Here is a 19252-nt window from a genome sequence, read left to right on the forward strand (position 1 = left end):
ACAGGCGCAGGGATATGGCCAAGAAGCCGATTTCGGTTGAGGCGTTGAAGCACGATGCGGCCAGCCGGAAGAACATTCCGACGGCGGAGTTCGAGAGCATCATGCATGCCGAGGACAAATCGCCCGTGCGCGTCGCCTATGACCGGCGCAACCGCGACCTGGACCCGCAACTGGTCTGGCGGGGCAAGGACGAGCAGGACTGGTCCGACCTGGTGGTTCAGGCGCCGCCCCTCTACATCCAGGAAAAGGTCCACCCAAAGGTCATCATCGACGACCTGCGCCGCACCGCGAAGACGAAGGCCGACAGGGACGAGGCCATTCCCGACCTGTTCGCCGACTTCAACGGCCTGAAGGACCGGGAGGCGGCGACCGAGTTCTATGCCCATGACCAGCACTGGTCGAACCGCATGATCTGCGGCGACAGCCTGTCCGTCATGGCGAGCCTGGCCGAGCGCGAGGGACTGCGCGGCAAGGTCCAGTGCATCTATTTCGATCCCCCTTATGGCATCAAGTTCAACTCAAACTTCCAGTGGTCGACGACCAGCCGCGACGTGAAGGACGGGGCAAAGGACCACATCACGCGGGAGCCGGAACAGGTCCGCGCATTCCGCGACACTTGGCGCGACGGCATCCACTCCTACCTCACCTACCTGCGCGACCGCCTGACCGTCGCCCGCGACCTGCTGACGGAGAGCGGCAGCATTTTTGTGCAGATCGGCGATGAGAATGTGCACCGCGTGCGGGCGCTGATGGATGAGGTGTTTGGGGATGAGAATTTTCTGAATCAGATCTTTTTCGAAAAGACAACTGGAGATACCGGGCTGTTTCTAAATCATGTTGGAGATTACATAATCTGGTATTCTAAGAAACGCGAGTCCGCAAAGTATAGACAGATCTATTTTCAGAAATCAGTAGGATCACAAGGCGCAAGTCAATATAATCTCATTCAGGAACCTTCAGGATTTAGACGCCCAGCATTAAAGGAAGAACTCCTCTCTCCGGCTCCAGAGATGAAATTTTGGGCCCATGATACAATGATGAGTCAAAGACCACCGGGTAGCTTCCCAGTGGAATTTGAGGGGAGAAAAGTCTTTCCAGGTCGCGGGTTTTGGAAGACAGGTGAATCCGGTACAAATCGATTGAACAAGAGCTCAAGGTTGACGCTAATTGGGAACACATTGCGTTATGTTAGATTCCTAAATGATTTCCCTGTGTATCCCGTCTCGAATGAATGGAGAGATACGGTCGTTTCTGGGTTTGGTATCGATAAAACCTACGTGGTCCAAACACTTCCAAAAGTCATTGAACGATGCATCTCAATGACCACCGACCCCGGCGACCTCGTGCTCGACCCAACCTGCGGATCGGGGACGACGGCGACGGTGGCGGAGCAGTGGGGGCGGCGGTGGATCACGATCGATACGTCCCGTGTCGCCATCGCCCTGGCCCGGTCCCGCCTGATGGGTGCGCGCTATCCCTATTACCTGCTGGCCGACAGTGTGGAGGGACAGCGCAAGGAGGCGGAGGTGACGCGCTCGGCGCCCAGGACGGCGCCGACGCGGGGCGATGTGCGCCAGGGCTTCGTCTATGAGCGGGTGCCCCACATCACGCTGAAGTCGATCGCCAACAATGCCGAGATCGACGTGATCTGGGAGACGTGGCAAGCCACACTTGAACCCCTGCGCCAGGCCCTCAACGCCGCCCTCGGCACGACGTGGGAGGAATGGCAGATCCCGCGCGAGGCGGGCGAGCCATGGGCCCCGCCCGCCGCCAAAGCGCTGGCGGAGTACCGAAAGGCTGAGGACCCACACCTCCGGGTCCGCGCGCTGCAGACGATCTGCACCCTGCAGCAGCGCCTCTACACCGACCAGACGCTGCCCAAGACACCGCACGATCCGTGGGCCGCAGAGCCCACCCGTCTGCACGCCGAATGGTGGCAGGCGCGCATCGCCCGGCAGAAGGAGATCGATGCCTCCATCGCGGCCAAGGCGGACGTCGAATACCTCTATGACCGGCCGTACCAGGACAAGGATCGCGTGCGCGTCGCCGGCCCCTTCACGGTCGAAAGCCTGTCGCCGCACCGCACGCTGGCCGTCGACTGGGACGACGAACTGGTCGACCTGCTGGAACTCTCGGAGAAGAAGCACAAGGCGACGACGAAAGCGGAGGCCCTGACCGACTTCGCCCAGATGGTGCTGGAGAACCTGAAGACCGCGGGCGTACAGCAGGCGCACAAGGAAGGGCGCATCGCTTTCACCAGCCTCACCGGCTGGCCCGGCACATACATCTGTGCCGAGGGCACGTTCCTGGAGGGGGAGGTGCAGCGCCGCGCCGGCATCTTCATCGGCCCCGAATTCGGCACCGTGTCCCGCCCCGACCTGGTCGCCGCCGCGCGGGAGGCCGGCGACGCCGCGTTCGACGTGCTGATCGCCTGCGCCTTTGCCTATGACGCCCATTCGGCGGAATTCGCGAGATTGGGCCGCGTGCCGGTGCTGAAGGCGCGTATGAACCCCGACCTGCACATGGCGGCCGACCTGAAGGCGACGGGGGCAGGCAACCTGTTCGTCGTCTTTGGCGAGCCGGACATCCGGATCGAGGATGCGGGGGACGGCATGATCCGGGTCCAGGTCTTTGGCGTCGACGTGTTCAAGCCCCAGACGGGGGAGGTGGTGTCCGAGGGGACGGACGGCATCGCCCTGTGGATGCTGGACACCGACTATAACGAGGAGAGTTTCTTCGTCCGCCACGCCTACTTCCTGGGCGCCAACGACCCCTACAAGGCACTGAAGACGACCCTGAAGGCCGAGATCGACGAGGACGCCTGGGCCACCCTCCACTCCGCCATCTCCCGCCCGTTCCCCAAGCCCGCCTCCGGCCGCATCGCCGTCAAGGTCATCAACCACCTGGGCGACGAAGTGATGAAGATCTTTTCGGTGGGGTGAGACGATGACAAAATTTCCTCGAAAGGCGCACACGAGAACAAATGCCTACGGGACAACGTTCCCGGTTCGGAGCCACGAGGTTCATCGAGACGATTGGGAGCGTAGCCACCACCCAAGTTCCTGGCAGAGGATAATTGCAGCTGGCGCTAACCGTAGTTGGACCGCTGCCTTTGTAAATCCAAATGCGAGGTGCCCGGTTTGTTTTGAGCGAGTGTACTTTTTTCAAAGCGAGAATGGAGGTCGCGCCTATTTTGACGAGCTTGGGCTTCCATGGCCGAAGCACCCATGCACCGATACAGGCTACGCACTGATGACTGCTGGCCACCAACCGACAGCTCGCGATCAGTCAGAAATCACACGCCTCTGCGATGATCTGATTGAACATGGACTGGATACAGCAGCACAGTTCAAGGAACGCTACGAAACTATCCCCAAAGACCTATTCGCCCTGTCCAAGATGTTGAGGTGCCACGGAGGGCGGATTCTCGTTTGCGACTCACTCTCGAGCGGCGGCAGAAAACAGCGACACCTTCGCGTCACGCTCAGGCGATACCCCCCTATCGGGTCGATCCTGTCAATTCGTGGGGCAATCCTTTCCTACGTCCACGATCGAACCCTCAATGTGGTTGAGGTCGGTTGTGAGAAGATCTCGAGCTTGGCTGGGCTGCTAGAAGCTCTCCCCGAAGCGTGAGCGAATATGGATTTCCGCATCGCCGACACGTTCACGGCCAGCCTGGGCCGCCTGACCGCGCAGGAGCAGAAGGCCGCCAAGACGACGGCGTTTGACCTGCAGCTTGACCCGTCGTCGCCAGGGCTGAAGTTCCACAAGCTGGACCGGGCCAGGGACAAGAACTTCTGGTCTGTGCGGGTCAATGACGACATCCGACTGATCGTCCACCGGACGGCCGGCGGCATCCTGCTGGCCTATGTCGATCATCACGATGCCGCCTATGCCTGGGCCGAGCGGCGCAAGATCGAGCAGCACCCGACCACCGGCGCCATGCAGCTGGTAGAGATCCGCGAGCAGGTGGTCGAGGTGCCGGCGGCACTGGCCCCAGCCCTGGCCCCGGCCGCGGCGACGAAGCCAGCGCTGTTCGCCAACCTGCGCAAGTTCGAGCTGATGGCCTTTGGCGTGCCCGAAGAGTGGGTCGAGGACGTGCGCAGAGCGACCGAAGACACGCTGTTCGACCTGACCGCCCACCTGCCACAGGAAGCGCAGGAGGCCCTGCTGAAACTCGCGGTGGGAGAGCGGCCGGAACCGCCGCAAGCCGTGCCGGCGGAGACCGATCCCTTCGCCCATCCGGATGCGCAGCGGCGCTTCCGCGTCCTGACCAATGCGGACGAGCTGCGCCTGGCGCTGGACTATCCATGGGACAAGTGGGCGGTGTTCCTGCATCCGACCCAGCGGGTGCTGGTCGAGCGCACTGCCGGCGGCCCGACCCGGGTTTCAGGATCGGCCGGAACGGGCAAGACGATCGTGGCGCTGCACCGCGCGGTGCACCTGGCGCGGGCCAACCCCCAGGCGCGTGTGCTGCTCACGACCTTCACCAAGGCGCTGGCCAACGCCCTGCGGGCAAAGCTGGCGAGCCTGGCTGGGGCCGACCCCACTCTGGCCTCCCGCATTACGGTCAAGGCCCTGCCCAGCGTCGGCTATGACCTGTTCGCGGACACTTGGGGCCAGCCCAACCTCGCGCCCGACAGCCTGGTTGCCACGCTCCTGGCCAAGGCTGCGGGGCACAGTTTCACGCCGCACTTCCTCCAGGGCGAGTGGGCGGAGGTGGTCGATGCCTGGCAGCTTGGCAGCTGGGAGGCCTATCGCGATGTCTCCCGCCTGGGCCGCAAGACCCGCGTTGGCGGCAAGCAGCGGGAGGTGCTGTGGGCCATCTTTGCCGAGGTCCAGGCCGAGCTTGCGGCGCGCAAGGTCGTGACTTGGGCCGGTCTGTTCGGCCGGGTCACTGATCGCTTGGCCGCAGGGGCGCCGCCGCCCTTCGATCACGTGGTGGTGGACGAAGCACAGGACCTGAACGTGGCCCAGGCCCGCTTCCTGTCGACGCTGGCCGGGGTCCGGCCCGACGGCCTGTTCCTGGCCGGCGACCTGGGGCAGCGCATCTTCCAGCAGCCGTTCTCGTGGAAGGCGCTGGGCATCGACGTGCGCGGGCGCTCGCACACGCTGCGCATCAACTATCGCACCTCGCACCAGATCCGGGTCCAGGCCGACCGCCTGCTCCCCGACCAGGTGTCCGATGTCGACGGGAACGCGGAGAGCCGACGCGGTACCGTCTCGATGTTCGACGGGCCGCCGCCGCGCGTCAGCCTGTTCGCCTCGGCGGGTGAGGAGTCTGCTGCCGTGGGCGAGTGGATCCGCCAACAGGTGGCCGCAGGATGTGCGCTGGACGAGATCGCCATCATCGTCCGCTCGGAGAAGGAACTTGGCCGGGCGCGCGCCGCCGCCAAGGCCGCGGGCGCCAAGGCGACCGAACTCAGCGACAAGGTCGAGCGTACCGCGGGCGCCGTCGCGCTTTGCACCATGCACCTCGCCAAGGGCCTGGAATTCCGCGCTGTCGCGGTCATCGCCTGCGACGACGACTTGATCCCCCAGCTGGAGCGCCTGGAGGCGGTCGCCGACGATTCGGACCTGGAGGAGGTCTACGACACCGAACGCCACCTGCTCTACGTGGCCTGCACGCGTGCCCGCGACGACCTCCTCGTCACCGGCCTGAAGCCTGCGTCCGAGTTCCTGGACGACCTGCTCGGCGCGGGCTGACCGACCGTGCTGGAACAGTCGATCCGAAGCCTTCTTGCGCTCTATCCGCGTGGTGCGTCCGAGCGGCAACTGATCCATCGCATCAAGGCGACCGGGGCCAGGATTACGGCCGACGAAGTCGTCCGATCGCTCGCCATGCTGGTCGACCTGGGTGAAATCTGGCGCGAGCCGGATGGGCGGTGGTGCAGCACCGGGCTCGCCACGGCGAACCCGAGTGTCGGATCCCACGACGCCGGAGCCAGGCCGCCAGGCGACAAGGCGACCAGGGATCTCCTTCGTGCCGTCACGGTCCGGATCGCAGCGGCATCGACGGTCGACGAGGCGACGACGACGGATCTGCAGGCTGGCACTGACACCACGGGCGCACTGCCGGAATGGGGACCGCTCCTCGGGTACTACTCTGCGACCCAGCGACAGGATCCGCGCGGCCGCATCTGCGAGTTCGGCGATCGCCACGGCACGTCGTGGCAGCTGTTCCGGGCAAGCGGCCATTGGTGGGACGGCAGCCAGCTATCCTGCACGACCGATAGCCTGCCCGCCACCTTCCGCGAAGCCCTGGCGCGCCGGGGTGACGAGGCGGCCGCCCTTGGCTGGCCGGTCTCGGTGTTCCGCACGGCTGAGGGCGCAAGTTTCGTCCCGGGCCTGATCATTCCCTGCGCCTGGATGCTGGAAGGGCACGACCTGGCGCTGACACCCTTACCCGGGCGCCCCGCCATCAACCCGGAATGGCTGCGCTTGGTCCGAGGACGCACTCCCTGGACAGAGGCGGATCTGCTCGACCGGCTGTTTCCTGAGGGCGAGGACGACAGCCTGTTCGCGGTGGCAGGTCGGATGCGGCATGCCCTGGCCACTTTGGGCGGCGGCAACCTACGACCTGGGGAGCTGGCCGGCGAAGTGTCGACGGCGACCGACGGGCTCAAGAACGCGGCGGCGATCTTCCTGCCGGAAGAGGCGAGCTTTACCCGTGGTGCTGCCCGCGACCTGGAAGCCCTGCGCAGCTGGAGCGAAGACATGCGCCGCGGCACGGCTCTTGCCGCATTGTGGTCGCCGGCTGCTGAAAAGCCAGATGCGGCGCCGGTCCTGCTGACAGGTTCGGACCTGACCGACGGCCAGTACGCCGCGTCCCAGGCAACCCTCTCGGGCCCGCTGACCGTGATCCAGGGGCCGCCCGGCACCGGCAAGAGCGAAGTGATCCTGTCGCTGCTGCTGTCGGCGGTCCTGCAGGGGCGCAGCGTCCTGTTCGCCTCCAAAAACCATCAGGCCCTGGATGAGGTCGAGAAGCGGTTCCGGTCGATCGCAGGCGATGCCCCGCTTCTGACCCGCGGCCGCGATGCGGGCGGCGAGCGGAACGAAAGCCTGCTCTCGGCACTGCAGGATATTGCGCGGGAGCGGACCCGTTCGGCGACGGCGCCTGCCCCGGAAGAGGACCCGGACTGGACGAAAGCCATCGCGGCGGCGGCCCGGTTGGCCGACAGCCGACGGATCTCCGACGCACGGGATGCCATTCATCTTGAACTGAGCCAGTTGGCAGAGCGGCGGGCGGCAATCCGGGCGGCCACTCCACCCCGGGCTCGTCACCGGCCATCGCTCGTCCGCCGCATCGTCGACTGGATCCGATACGGGCTGGGCCGGCGGGCGGGGGCCGAGGCACCGCTGCCCGACGATGCCCCGCCCGCAGCGATCGATGCCCGGATGGCTCGGCTGCTGCGGCAGCTCGACGCCATGCCCGCCCCGCAGGCCGATCAAGAAGGGGGGGGGGCCGACCTTGCCGCCCTTCTGCTGCGTATGGGGCCGAGTCTGACCCGTCCGGACCAGGCGCAGCATGCGACCCTGTCCGCGCGTGCGGCCGACCTCGACTTCGAGGGACTGATGGAGGCGCGTCGCTTGGCGCCGGAGGATGCGCGCGCCGTCCTGGCGCTCAGGCCGCTGTGGGCGATCAGCACGCTGTCGGTGCCGGCGCGCGTGCCGCTCATCCCCGGGCTCTTCGACTATGTGATCTTCGACGAGGCCAGCCAGTGCGACGTCGCCTCGGCGCTGCCACTGATGGCCCGTGCGCGGCACGCCGTCATCGTGGGCGACCCGATGCAGCTGCGCTTTGTGCCGGCGCTTGGCAGGGCCACGGAACACGCCCTGATGGATGCGCATGGCCTGCCGAAGGCGGGCCGGGCGACATGGGCCCAAAGCGTGAATTCGCTCTATGACTTCGTGGCGCGGCGACCGGGGGTGCAACGCTTCTTTCTGGGTGATCAGTTCCGCTCGGCACCCGCTATCGTCAGCTACCTGGATGCTGAGTTCTATGCGGACAAGGGTCTCGCCGGGCGGCGGGAGGAAGATGAGTTCTGTCTGCCTCGCGGCTACAAGCCGGGCCTGGCTTGGGACGATGTGAAGGGGGTCGCCACCCGCGCCGATGGCGGCAATGTCAATCTGGCCGAGGCGGAGCGGATTGCCGCCTTAGTCGTGCACTTCGTCGAGGAGGGCTTCGACGGGTCGATCGGCGTCCTGTCGCCGTTCAACGCCCAGGTCGGCCAGATCGAGAAGATCTTGCGTGACCGCCTACCCGCAGCCCGGGCGAAGCTGGATCTGAGAGTGGCGACGATCGACCGCTTCCAGGGCGCCGAGGCGGACGTGATCCTGTTCTCTCCAGTCGTGGCGCCTGGCGCGCCGCGTTCGGCTGTCACCTTCCTCCAGACCGAGCGGCGGCGCCTGAACGTGGCCATCAGCCGGGCCCGCGCCCTATGCCTGGTGGTGGGTGACCTGGCCTTTGCCCAGTCGTCTGGGATCAAGCATCTGGAACGGCTTGCCCAGCGGGCAACCACTCCCTGGTCGCCGCCACGGCCGCCGTTCGACAGCCTGTGGGAGCGGCGCCTGGACGAGGCGATGCGCGAGCGAGGTCTGGAGCCGATCCCGCAATACCCACTGGGCACCCGCTATCTCGATTTCGCACTGGACCCCGAGGGCCGGAAGCTGGACGTCGAAGTTGATGGCCGGCGCTGGCACGTGGGCCCCGACGGCGGCCGCAAGATCGCTGATAGGTTGAGAGATAGGGAGATTGTTGCACGAGGGTGGAAAGTGCAGCGCTTCTGGGTGCATGAATTGGAGAGAGACATGGGGGGATGCCTTGACCGAATCGAGCGGGAGCTTGGCCGCTGAGGGGCGCGCCGGACGAGCTGGGCTCTATCTGGCCATAGCACTTGCCGTCCTGAGCGTCGCAATCAACATGGGTATGTTCTTCGTGACCCGCATGCACGACGCAGATCTGTCGGCGCGTGAGGCATCGATCGAGGATCGGGAGCGCCGAGTGGCGGCCGATGAGGCCCGCGCAGTCGAGCTTCAGGCCAAGGTGACTGCTCTTGGCGCAGCGCGAGACCGCGCGCAGACCCAAGCGGATGAGGCGCAGGCAGCCTTGACCGAAGTATCCGCTCGCTTGGCGACAGCCAAAGGGGACCTGGACAAGGTTCTTGAAAGCACGCGTGCTGCCGTGGTGACAGAAGCCAGCACGAGGGAGACGGTAGGTCAACGGGAACGAGAGAAGGCCTCCCTAGTCACCGAGATCGAAAACCTGAAGGCCGTTCGGGCCCAGGCCGATGCTGATGCCAAGGAAGCTCTGGACGCGAAGGAAGAGGCCGTCCGCGAGATGAACGTGGCAAGGGCGGCGTCGGAGACTGCCAAGTCAGAGCTGAGGCCAAAAGAGAGGGCGATCTCTGGCCTTGAGGCCAAGCTGAGCGATCTAAGACGACAACAGGACGAGCGACAAAGGGCGCTCGCTGTCGCCGAGCAGAAGGCTATTGTTGCCAAACAGAAGGCTGAAGAGGCGGATGCTGAAGCGAGCCGCGCCCAGGAAGTCGCCGATCGTGCGGAAGCCCGCGCACGAGATGCCGAGGCGCTTGCTCAGCAGGCTGAAGAGAGACGTGCGGCGGCCGCATCGCAGACCTCAGAATTCACCACTGAGCAGACGGTCCTCCAGGGCGAGCTGGAACGCGTCACCGCGCTTCTCGCGGGCTTGACGAACCAACGGGAGGAGATCGAAAGGCTTCTTTCCGAAGCGATCGAGCGCCGAGGGCAGGCGCTCGGCGAAGCAAGTCAGCTCGAGGGTCGGATCGCAATCCTGCGGCGCGACGAGCAGGAGCTTGAAAGCCTGTCGGCATTGATCGACCAGCGCCGCCGGGAACTTGCCGACCTGGACCGGGCGATCAGCCAGCGCGGCGCGCCAGCGGCGCCTCAGCCGCCCGCTGCTACGTCGACACCGATTGAGCGTCCGGCCTCAGTTCCACACACAGCCGAGCCACCACTGAGCACAGGACCTTCCGCTGAACCGACATCCGCCGCGGCCATCCCCGAGCCAGTGGTGCAGCCGCCGGCGACGGGTACGGTGCGGGCCCCCGGAGCTGCCGGCGACCCGGTGGAGACCAGCCGATGACCGCGTTCGGACTGGAGTTCGGCACCGGCGATCTGGTCTTTCTCGGCTCGCTGCTCGGTGTCGGCCTCGCCCTTGGCATGTTGGTCATCACAACCACGTTCTATCGCCAGCGTGAGCGCCTGCCTGCCGCCACGCAATACGAGGATGTGCGGGAGCAGCTGGCGGTCAAGCAGCTACAGCTTGCCGAGAAGCGGCAGGAACTGGCCGAACTTGACCGCCGCGCAACGGAGCGCGACCATCTGATCGCGGAGGTCGCAGGTCTGGAGACGCGCCTCGACCACCTGCGGACCGAATACAACGCCCTGTCGGACTCGCGTCGCGAGATCGACGACATGATCCGGCAGGCGACGGACGCAGCAGCCCAATACGCCGGAGAGAAGCAGAAACTGGATCTGGTGCTGGCGGAGTTGGGGAAAGCATCCAGCGCCCTGGCCGAAGCAGCGGACCAGCAGCGCCGCGCGGATGAGGCTGCCGCACGCGCCTTGGAGGCCAGGGATATGGCGGAACAGGCGCGTGCTGCAGCCGAAGCCGATCTCATCAGGCTCCATCCCGAACTGGAAACGGCTCAGCGCATCATCGCTGATGCACGCGACGCGGAAAGCCGTGTCGCGGTGGCGAGTGAACTGCTCAAGGTGCTTGAGGCCCGTCGTGCCGATCTGGACAGCGATCTGGGGCCGCTCCGCCAGGAAACGGATCGATTGAATGCGGATTCCGCTGCCGCTCGAACCGCACATGCCGAGGCTGAGGCTGGCTTGCGACGCCTGGAACTTGGTGTCCACCAGGCTGAGAGCCAGGCGACGGCGCTCGCAGAGAAGGTTAAGAGCCTGGAAGCCGAACGGAAGGGCCTGGATACGCTGCTTGGTCTGCTCCACCGCGAGGCAGAGGAGTTCAGGACCGAGGCCACGGTGGCGCGCTCTGCGAGAGTCGATGCCGAGGCCGACCTGCGGCATCTGGAAGCCCAGAAAGCGACACTGGAACACGAGCTGGACAGGCTGAAGCAGTTTGCGGCACGCGCGCCGGGCACGGGCGCGCCGGTCGAGCAGAATCCGGCCGTGATCCTGGCCGATCTGTTTAAGCAGCCGGATTGCCTGCAAGCACCAGCCGTGCTGCGCCGCGTGCCGCGTTCGGAGGCAGAGGCGCTCGACAGTGTCGCCAGTCACGTCAGGGAGCACGGTCTGACCTATCACGAGCGAACCCTGAAGGGCTTCCACACGTCACTGAAGATCAATGACGTGGCACAGATCACCGTGCTGGCCGGTGTGTCCGGCACGGGCAAGAGCCTGCTGCCGCGGCGCTATGCCGAGGCAATGGGCATCCACTTCCTGCAGATCGCGGTTGAGCCGCGCTGGGACAGCCCTCAGGATCTTCTGGGCTTCTACAATTACGTCGAGAGCCGCTTTCGGGCGACAGACCTGTCCCGCCTGCTCGGTCGGATGGATCCGTCCGATACGGCGGGGTTGCGGATGCTCACCTCGCAGCAGGGACAGGGCGCGAACCGACAGGAGCACATGGCGCTCGTCCTGCTCGATGAGATGAACCTGGCGCGCGTCGAATACTATTTCTCGGAGTTCCTCAGTCGGCTTGAGGCGCGAGATCCCTATCAGCCGGGGGCTGAACCCCGGCCGGACGCTAGGATCCCGATCGATATCAGGGGACTGAAGCGTGATCTGCGTCTGTTCCCGTCGCACAACGTGCTGTTTGCCGGCACGATGAACGATGACGAGAGCACCATGGCCCTGTCGCCGAAGGTGCTGGACCGCGGCAACGTCCTGCAGTTCGCGGAGCCTGCTCAGCTCAAGGGCAATGCGGCACCTGCGAAATCTCCGGCGCCCAGTGCAGAGGCCCAGCATTTTGACGAATGGCGCTCCTGGGTCAGACCGTTTGCCGCACTCGCTCAGTCGCAGCGGGATACGGTGGATAGTGCAGTTCATGACATCGCCGCTCTGATGGAAAAATTCGGACGGCCTATCGGCTATCGGACAAGGGATGCGATCCGGGCCTATTGCGCCAACTATCCGGCGACGCAGCAGGGTCGCACCGACATGCGCATCCCACTGGCGGACCAGATCGAGTTCCGGGTCCTGCCAAGGCTGCGCGGCACTGAGATCGAGCCGCACATGCCGACCATGGAGGCGCTCGTCCGGTTCGTCCGCAAGGACCAGGATGACGGCCAGTTGGCGGACCGCGTCGAGAAGATTGTTGAGAGCCAGAGCAAGGGCTCAGGCCTGTTCAACTGGCGTGGATTGACGCGGCGCTGATGCCCTTGGAGCTGTGGACGCGCCCCTGGGCGTTCTCGCTGAATCCCCCCCCAGGTCACCGCCGGAATCTCGAGGGCGCGGTCGAGCCACCGGCGGGACACCGCGGTGCGCTGTGGCTCTACAACCCGGATGCCAAACCTATCCCGGTCGATGGTCGCGCAGGCTACGCCGCCGAGGTGGCAGGCTTTCGCTCCGCTTGCGGCTGGCTTGGTCTGCTTCCATTGCCGACGTCCCAAGCGCCGCTCAGGCTGCCCAACGGTGCCACCCTGTCCCAGCCGGAGGCGCCGGCCAAGTGGCAGCGCGGTGCCAAAGCTGAGATCGAACGAGAGAAGGAGGCAGAAGCGCTTGCCCAGCGTGTCGCGAACGTCTGGGACCGGCTGCAGGACATGGAGGTGGCGCTGGCAGCGCCTGCGCGTCTTTGGGAGGAGTTGCGCCAACGCTGGATGACCGACAGCACGAGGCCGCCGCACATGCGGCTGATCGTGAAGCAGGCGCAGGAACTGGCCCCTGTGATCGACGCGCTGGAGCGCGCTCCGCGGCGCGTCCTGCGTCGGACCCACCAGCTTGTACCGGTTGCGCGGGCGCGCGAGATGGATCGTCGGGCAATGCTGTGGGCGGCGCGCCGCCCGGGTGAGACGCTGGCCGAGCGGGCGGGCAATGACCAGCGACTGCTGGCGACGACGCGAGAGGAGAGCGTCGATACGCTGGAGAACCGTGTCCTGCGGTCCTATGCCGAGCTGGCGGCCGTCCACGCTCGGGACTATCTGGCAGCCCATCGGGGTAAGGCGCTGTCCGACCGCGCTTTCCGCGTGCGTGGCTTTGAAAGGCGCTGCCGACACTTGGCCCGTGATCTGATTGAGCAGGGCGTTGGCGTCGCAGAGGCGGATGTGACGCCGAACTTCACGCTGCTTGAGGATGCGCGCTATCGCAAGGTCTGGCTTGGCTGGCGCGACCTTCTGGCCAACGACCGGACAGAAGATGAGTTGTGGCGCTGGCAGGCCCGCAGCTGGGAGGAGTTCTGCGCGCTTGCGACGGTCATCGCAATCCTCGACAGGTCCGATGCCCGATTGGTTGGTGCTGAGCCCGTTCACTTTCGTGAAGATCAGGAACGCGGCTCCTGGATCAGGGGCGGGAAACCGATCGCCTCGATCTGGCTGAAGGGCCCGGGGGCGGTTGTCGACGTCGCTTTCCGCGAGGCGGCACCTGACGAATGGCGCGGCGCACTCGCGGCGCCGATCTGGGTTCGGCGCAGCCCCGTCGATGGCCAGGGGGCGCCAGATTCGATCGCGGTGTGGCCGCTCTGGCATAAAGCCGACGACCAGGCGCAGGGCGAGGCCGAGGAGGTTGACGCGGTGGTCAAAGCCTGCCGTGCGCGGGGCGGTCCGCCTGCAACTCTCGCCGGGGGGATCGTGCTGCAACCAAGTAACAGGGGCTACTTCCACATCGCAGATGGCCTGCGCGGTGCAGTCGTGGAGCTGGGTGTCGTTGGTGGGGCACTTAGCGCCGGGCTCATCGCACTCAAGATGTTGCTGGACGAGACGCTGGGGGGCGAGGGACCGCGATGACACGCTGGGTCGGTCTTTCTCTCGACGGCTGGCACGACTACGCGGCTCGGGACTGGGATTACGGGAGTTCCGACCGCCGGCGGGACGACGACGGTAGCAGGCGGATCGTCCATGTCGATGGCGGGACCGCAGGGGTGGTCATCGTCGAGGTTGATGGCAATCTTGTCGGTGGACCGCGGGCCGCTCTTTCATCCTGCGGCACTGGGGCCGGCTGGGGACCGGCAGGCGACGCGCATCGCCGTTCGACCTTACGAGCGATGCTGAGGGCCCTGAACGACGGAGGCGATGACGCGGGCAAGGCGGCGATGGGCGTCCATGCCGCCGCCAGTGCACTTTGCCGCGGCGGTCAACGCGTGATGGTTGCCGTGCCAGATCAGGCAGGGTTTGACGAAGCCGCGCAGCGTCGCATGCTTGCGGCACTGCCTCGCACCACCGGCCTGCGGGGGCAGCTTCTTTGGCGCAGCGTCGCCCTGTTCCACGAGATGTTTGCGCGGCGCCTGGTGCCGGACGATGCGCCAGTTCGCATCCTGGTGCACTGCGCCGAAGGCTTCGAACAGCAGGAACTGACGCTTCGCGAAGCGCACGGCTACGACGGGCACAAGGCGCCCGTTCGGGATGGCCATGGGACTCTGATCTACCCGGAGCTTGGCTTGGATCGGCTGTCCGAGCGTGCGGAAGAACTGGCGAAGGCCCTATGTCCCGCTCTGGCCGACCCAGGTCTCAACGGCTCGGAGCTGCCGCTCCGGCTTCTCCTTGGCGACGCGGCTCCTGGAGAGCTGGAGCTTCTGCGTCTCAAGAGTGGTGGTTGGGTCGAGGTCGAAGCGCCGCGTCTCGACCCTGTGAAGGTCCTGCCGGGAATGTTGGCCGGACCGGTGTTCGATAGCACGAAGACAGTGATCGTGACGCCGCTTGCGGTCGAATTCTGGCGGCCCTTGCGCAGTATCCTGGGTGTGGGACGCCAGGCCCTGATCGCCAGGCCGCGACGCATCGCCTCCGGCGCCCTGCGGGCGGCCCGGATCGTTCAGCATGGCAAACCCCACTATCTGGACCGCCTCGAACCGATCGCCATCGCAGTCCAGGCGAAAGGTACCACTGGTTGGGAGCGGCTGACCCCCAAGGACGATCGACACGTGCCCGCGAACGAGGAGTACGTGTCTCGGGAACGCAGGGATTTCACCCTGCGCAAGGGGCAGACGGACGTGAGCATCCCCGTGCTCAAGGGGGCTGCCGAAGTCCGAGTCTGGCAGGACAAGCTGTCCACGGCGCCTGACAAGGACGTGAACTTGATCGTTCAGTTGCGGCAAACGCCAGGCCAGTCCTGGGCCAGGGTGTCCATCACATCGGACGATTGGGACGTCTTGCGCCGTCAGCCCATCCTGCTGGACTGGGAAGGTCTTGCGAAGGATGAGCGCACGCCGGAGCAAGTGTTGGCCGATGTGCAGCGCCCGCGTCCGACTGTTCCGAACCGCATTGTTGAGGACGCGCATATCGGCTTCTGGGATGGCAGTCTCGTTAACCCGCGGCTAGATCGATTGGTCGGTGCCGATCCAGACCAGCTCTACAGGGCGCTTAGCCGGCCCTATGCGCTGGGCCATAGCCCGTCTGCCCGCTTCGTAGTGCGGCCAGTTGGTTCTGACGGCAAGCTGCCGGACGAACTCCGGGATCCGATACGAAGTGCGTTCCTCGCGCGGCTGGAGGAGCTCGGTGCAGCAATCGACGCGGATGTTCGAGCTGGCTGTACGCCATCGAGCAATAGGTCGCTGTTGTGTGTCACATGGGCGGCAACGCTATGCCCGGCTGTGGTCCAGGAGCACCTTCTGGCGGCGCTGCATTGTGACAATCACCGCCACGCGCATCCCCTGAGGGGGCTCAAGCCGTCTGGTTTAATCCTGCGCGCAATAGGGCGGGTCGTTTCTGGTGAGGCGCGCGTCAGGCAGGCGCTGGAGTTGCTCGTCGATCGACCGAAGGCGAACAACGACACGCTGGCCGCGCTGTCGCATTTGTTGTCGCGGCGGTCTGAGACAGCGATGGCTTTGGACGCTCGTCTTGCCGATTCCATTGGGTCGCTGCTCAACAAAGAGCTAGCTGCACTAGTGATAGATGGAAAGAGGTACAAAATTAAATTCCAGCATGTTCTTTCATCGATCGGTGGCCTGCTCAGATTCAGGGAGGTTGATTACGATTTTCTATTGATTGGTAAGGATAGGCTGGCCGATCAAATCGTTGAGAATCTCCAACTCGCCGAGGCGGACCTCAAGAGCCTCGGGAAGGTGAGCGGTCGGAAGGCGCGGGTTACCGCCGCGCAGGCGACGCGCAAGGCATTGGTGGTCGCCGATCTGATCCGTTGGCTCGAAGGCGAGGGCGACCCCAACATCCTCACCAAGATCGACGCTATCGAGGAACAGGACGACGGTGACAACAGCAACTGACCGGGGCCGGGCAAAACTAGAGGCCTGGATTGGCTTCCGTGGGAGCACGGAACTGATCTGACGGCGTCTGTGCGCACATCACGTCGGCCTGATGCAGCGCGCCCCCTCATCAGCATGGCTGCGATGATAGATGCAGTGATGGGTATGATCGAAACTCTCTAGTCAGGGCCGCTTTATCTATGAAGATCCGACGACCGTAGGGGTCGCCAGCGGTTCAGTGACATTGAGGTGATTCGGGCCGGCGGCGGGAGCGATCCTGGCCGCGCCTTGCTGCCTGCCGGACGGTCAGTCTGGCGCGGGGGCGGCAGGGGGTGGTGCCGGCTGGAGCAGCAGGCGGACCAGGGGGTTCGGGAAGCGGCGCGCCATGGTGACCGCGTGGAACGTCTCGACGATGCCGGGCAGCTGATCGCCCTCCATCAGCACTCCCGCCGCGATCTCGTCCTTGACCACGATGGGCGGAAGCACGGCGAGGCCGATGTCCTCGCGGGCCAGAAGCCGCATCATCGCCATGTCCTCGACCTCCGCCACGATCTGCGGCCTGACGCCCATGCGATCCGCCAGGGCGTCGAAGCCCGCGCGTACCGTGCTGTCGACCGTGGGCAGGATGATGGGATGCTGGCGCAGTCGATCCGCCAGGCTGGCGGCATGGCCCAGGCGGTCGGGCGTCCCCACCAGGCTGACCGGACGCTCCGCCAGGCGGTGCGTCACCAGCGGCGTCACGGCGTCGCCCGGCGGCGCCTGATTGAGCAGGACCACGTCCAGGTTGAGCGATTCGAGGGCGCGCAGCAGCTCTCCCGCACCGCCTGAGCGCAGGATCAGGTCGATGTCCGTGCGCCCCAGCACGGGGCGCAGGAATTCCATCTGGAAGTTGCGGGACAGCGTCGCGAGGGAGCCGACGCGCAGCGCCTGCCGCGCAATGCCCGTCTGGCGCAGCGTTCCAAGCAGTTCGTCGCCCGTGGCGAAGATCGCATCGGCATGGTCGAGGACGATCTGGCCGGCCTCGGTCAGGTGCAGCTGCCTGCCGCGCCGCTCGAACAGCGCATGGCCCAGGCGGTCCTCCAGCTTGCGGATCTGCACCGACAGGGCGGACTGCGTCAGGTTCAGCCGCTCCGCCGTGCGGGTCAGGTTGCCGTCATGGGCGACGGCCCAGAAATAGCGCAGATGGTTGTAGTTCAGCATGGCGCAATCATTCGATAAAATCGAACGACCGCCCGTCAACAATGAATTTTTTGTCAGGTATCGAGGTTGGTATTGCAGGCGTCCCGATTGGCCTTACTCCGGGGGGACTGCCTTGCCGCACTACCTGCTCCCACTTCTTGCCCCGATCCTGCTCCTTGCCGCCGCGGCCCTTGGCCTGGCGCGAAGTGGCCGACGGCCGGCCCTGGTGCTCGTGGTCGCGGAGGGTGCCGCGATCGCCGCCCTGCTCGTGGCACTCGGGTCGCTTGCGCTGCTCGTCCTGCGGGGTGCGGGCGACAGCGGACTGATCGGCGCGGCCGGGATCGGGCTCTCTGTCCGGCTCGACGCGGTCAGTGCGACGATGCTGCTGCTGGTCGCCTTTGTCGGCTGGATCGTCGTGCGCTTTGCCCGCACCTATCTCGATGGCGAGGCCCGGCAGGGCTACTTCATCGGCTGGCTGTGCGTGGCGCTGGCAGCCGTCCTGCTGCTGGTGCAGGCGGGAAACCTGGTCCAGCTGGTTGGCGCCTGGATCGCGACGAGTGCAGCACTGCACCGTCTGCTGGTGTTCTATCCCGATCGCGTCGGCGCACAGCGGGCTGCCCGCAAGAAGCGCCTGTTCTCGACCATCGGGGCCGTGGCGCTGGCCGGTGGCGCCGGCCTGGTTTGGCTCGCCTTCGGGACGAGCGACATCGCCACGATCAACGGGCTGGCCCGTGCCGGTGACGGCACGTGGGTCGTCACCGCTGCGGCGGCGTTGCTGGCGCTGGCCGCCCTGCTGAAGTCGGCGCAGTTCCCGACCCATGGCTGGCTGACCGAGGTGATGGAGGCGCCGACGCCGGTCTCGGCCCTGCTCCATGCCGGCGTGATCAATGCCGGCGGCTTCCTGCTGATCCGCTTCGCCGACGTGATGCTTCTTGCCCCCGGCGTGCTTGCGGTCCTGGCGATGGCGGGCGGCTTCACCGCGCTGTTTGGTGCGCTGGTCATGCTGACCCAGCCGGCGGTCAAGACATCGCTCGCCTGGTCGACCGTGGCGCAGATGGGGTTCATGGTGCTGCAGTGCGGCCTGGCGCTGTTCCCGCTGGCACTGCTCCATATCGTGGCCCATTCGCTCTACAAGGCGCACGCGTTCCTGGCCTCCGGCGGCGCGGTCGAGCAGGTGGCCGCCATCCGCCGGCCCGGCCCGGTCGCCGTGCCGGACGGCGTCGCGGTCGGCCGCGCCTTCCTGATCGCGCTGGCGATCTATGCCGCGATCGGGGCGGCCTTTGGCCTGGCTTTCGGCTTCGGGCAGAAGTCGCCCCAGGCGCTGGCACTTGGCGCCATCCTGATCCTTGGTGTCGCCTACCTTCTGGCCCAGGGCCTTGCCGACGCGGCGCCGCGACCGCTGACCCGTCGCACGGCTGCCTATGCCGTCGCGGCGGCGATCGGCTATTTCGCGCTCCAGAGCGCCGCCGAATGGCTGACGGCAGGGGTCCTGCCTCCAGCGCCGTCGCCGGGACGCCTGGAATGGACGCTGATGGGCCTGGCGGTTCTGAGCTTCGGGCTGGTGGCCGTGGCCCAGGCGCTGTTCCCGCTCTGGGCGTCCCACCCCGCAGCGGTCGGCCTGCGCGTCCACCTCTCAAACGGCCTTTATGCCAATGCCGCGATCGACCGCCTGCTGGGCGGCTGGTCCCTGCGCAAGGCCTCGTGATCCCCCCACCGCAA

General features: G+C 65.9%; 9 protein-coding genes. 8 read left to right on the forward strand and 1 reads right to left on the reverse strand.

The genetic code is table 11. From position 1 onward, the window contains the following. Window positions 1-14 precede the first annotated feature (14 nt). The 7 genes from ACI6GS_RS09190 to ACI6GS_RS09220 all read left to right on the forward strand — a co-directional run bounded on the left by ACI6GS_RS09190 (window position 15) and on the right by ACI6GS_RS09220 (window position 16375). Complete coding sequence (locus ACI6GS_RS09190) at window positions 15-2942, forward strand: site-specific DNA-methyltransferase (RefSeq protein WP_439817487.1); 2928 nt, start codon at window positions 15-17, stop codon at window positions 2940-2942. Between the two features lie 697 nt (window positions 2943-3639). Continuing rightward, a complete protein-coding gene (locus ACI6GS_RS09195; protein WP_439817488.1) occupies window positions 3640-5706 on the forward strand; it encodes a UvrD-helicase domain-containing protein in 2067 nt (688 codons plus the stop codon). 6 nt (window positions 5707-5712) lie between these two features. After that, window positions 5713-8856, forward strand: coding sequence for an AAA domain-containing protein (locus ACI6GS_RS09200; protein ID WP_439817489.1), 3144 nt, complete (start codon window positions 5713-5715; stop codon window positions 8854-8856). Then, the gene (locus ACI6GS_RS09205; protein ID WP_439817490.1) at window positions 8825-10123 is read left to right on the forward strand and encodes a hypothetical protein; all 1299 of its coding nucleotides are present in this window, start codon (window positions 8825-8827) and stop codon (window positions 10121-10123) included. Before ACI6GS_RS09200 ends, ACI6GS_RS09205 begins: the two co-directional genes overlap by 32 nt. Then, window positions 10120-12381 carry a hypothetical protein gene (locus tag ACI6GS_RS09210; protein ID WP_439817491.1) on the forward strand — a complete coding sequence of 754 codons (2262 nt, stop codon included), beginning with the start codon at window positions 10120-10122 and terminating at the stop codon, window positions 12379-12381. Before ACI6GS_RS09205 ends, ACI6GS_RS09210 begins: the two co-directional genes overlap by 4 nt. Beyond that, window positions 12381-13946 (forward strand): DUF2357 domain-containing protein, encoded by a 1566-nt coding sequence (locus tag ACI6GS_RS09215; protein ID WP_439817492.1) that lies wholly within the window; start codon window positions 12381-12383, stop codon window positions 13944-13946. The genes ACI6GS_RS09210 and ACI6GS_RS09215 overlap by 1 nt, the downstream gene beginning before the upstream one ends. Then, window positions 13943-16375 carry a hypothetical protein gene (locus tag ACI6GS_RS09220; protein ID WP_439817493.1) on the forward strand — a complete coding sequence of 811 codons (2433 nt, stop codon included), beginning with the start codon at window positions 13943-13945 and terminating at the stop codon, window positions 16373-16375. The genes ACI6GS_RS09215 and ACI6GS_RS09220 overlap by 4 nt, the downstream gene beginning before the upstream one ends. Window positions 16376-16660: 285 nt before the next feature. On the opposite strand, the gene ACI6GS_RS09225 is transcribed toward ACI6GS_RS09220, so the two are convergent. Continuing rightward, window positions 16661-17554 carry a LysR family transcriptional regulator gene (locus ACI6GS_RS09225; protein WP_439817494.1) on the reverse strand — a complete coding sequence of 298 codons (894 nt, stop codon included), beginning with the start codon at window positions 17552-17554 and terminating at the stop codon, window positions 16661-16663. 112 nt (window positions 17555-17666) lie between these two features. On the opposite strand from ACI6GS_RS09225, the gene ACI6GS_RS09230 reads away from it, so the two are divergent. Further along, entirely contained in the window at window positions 17667-19238 is a 1572-nt protein-coding gene (locus ACI6GS_RS09230) for a proton-conducting transporter transmembrane domain-containing protein (RefSeq protein ID WP_439817495.1), read from the forward strand. The last annotated feature ends 14 nt before the right edge of the window (window positions 19239-19252 follow it).

The organism is Zavarzinia sp. CC-PAN008, from assembly GCF_051903925.1.
Lineage (GTDB): Bacteria > Pseudomonadota > Alphaproteobacteria > Zavarziniales > Zavarziniaceae.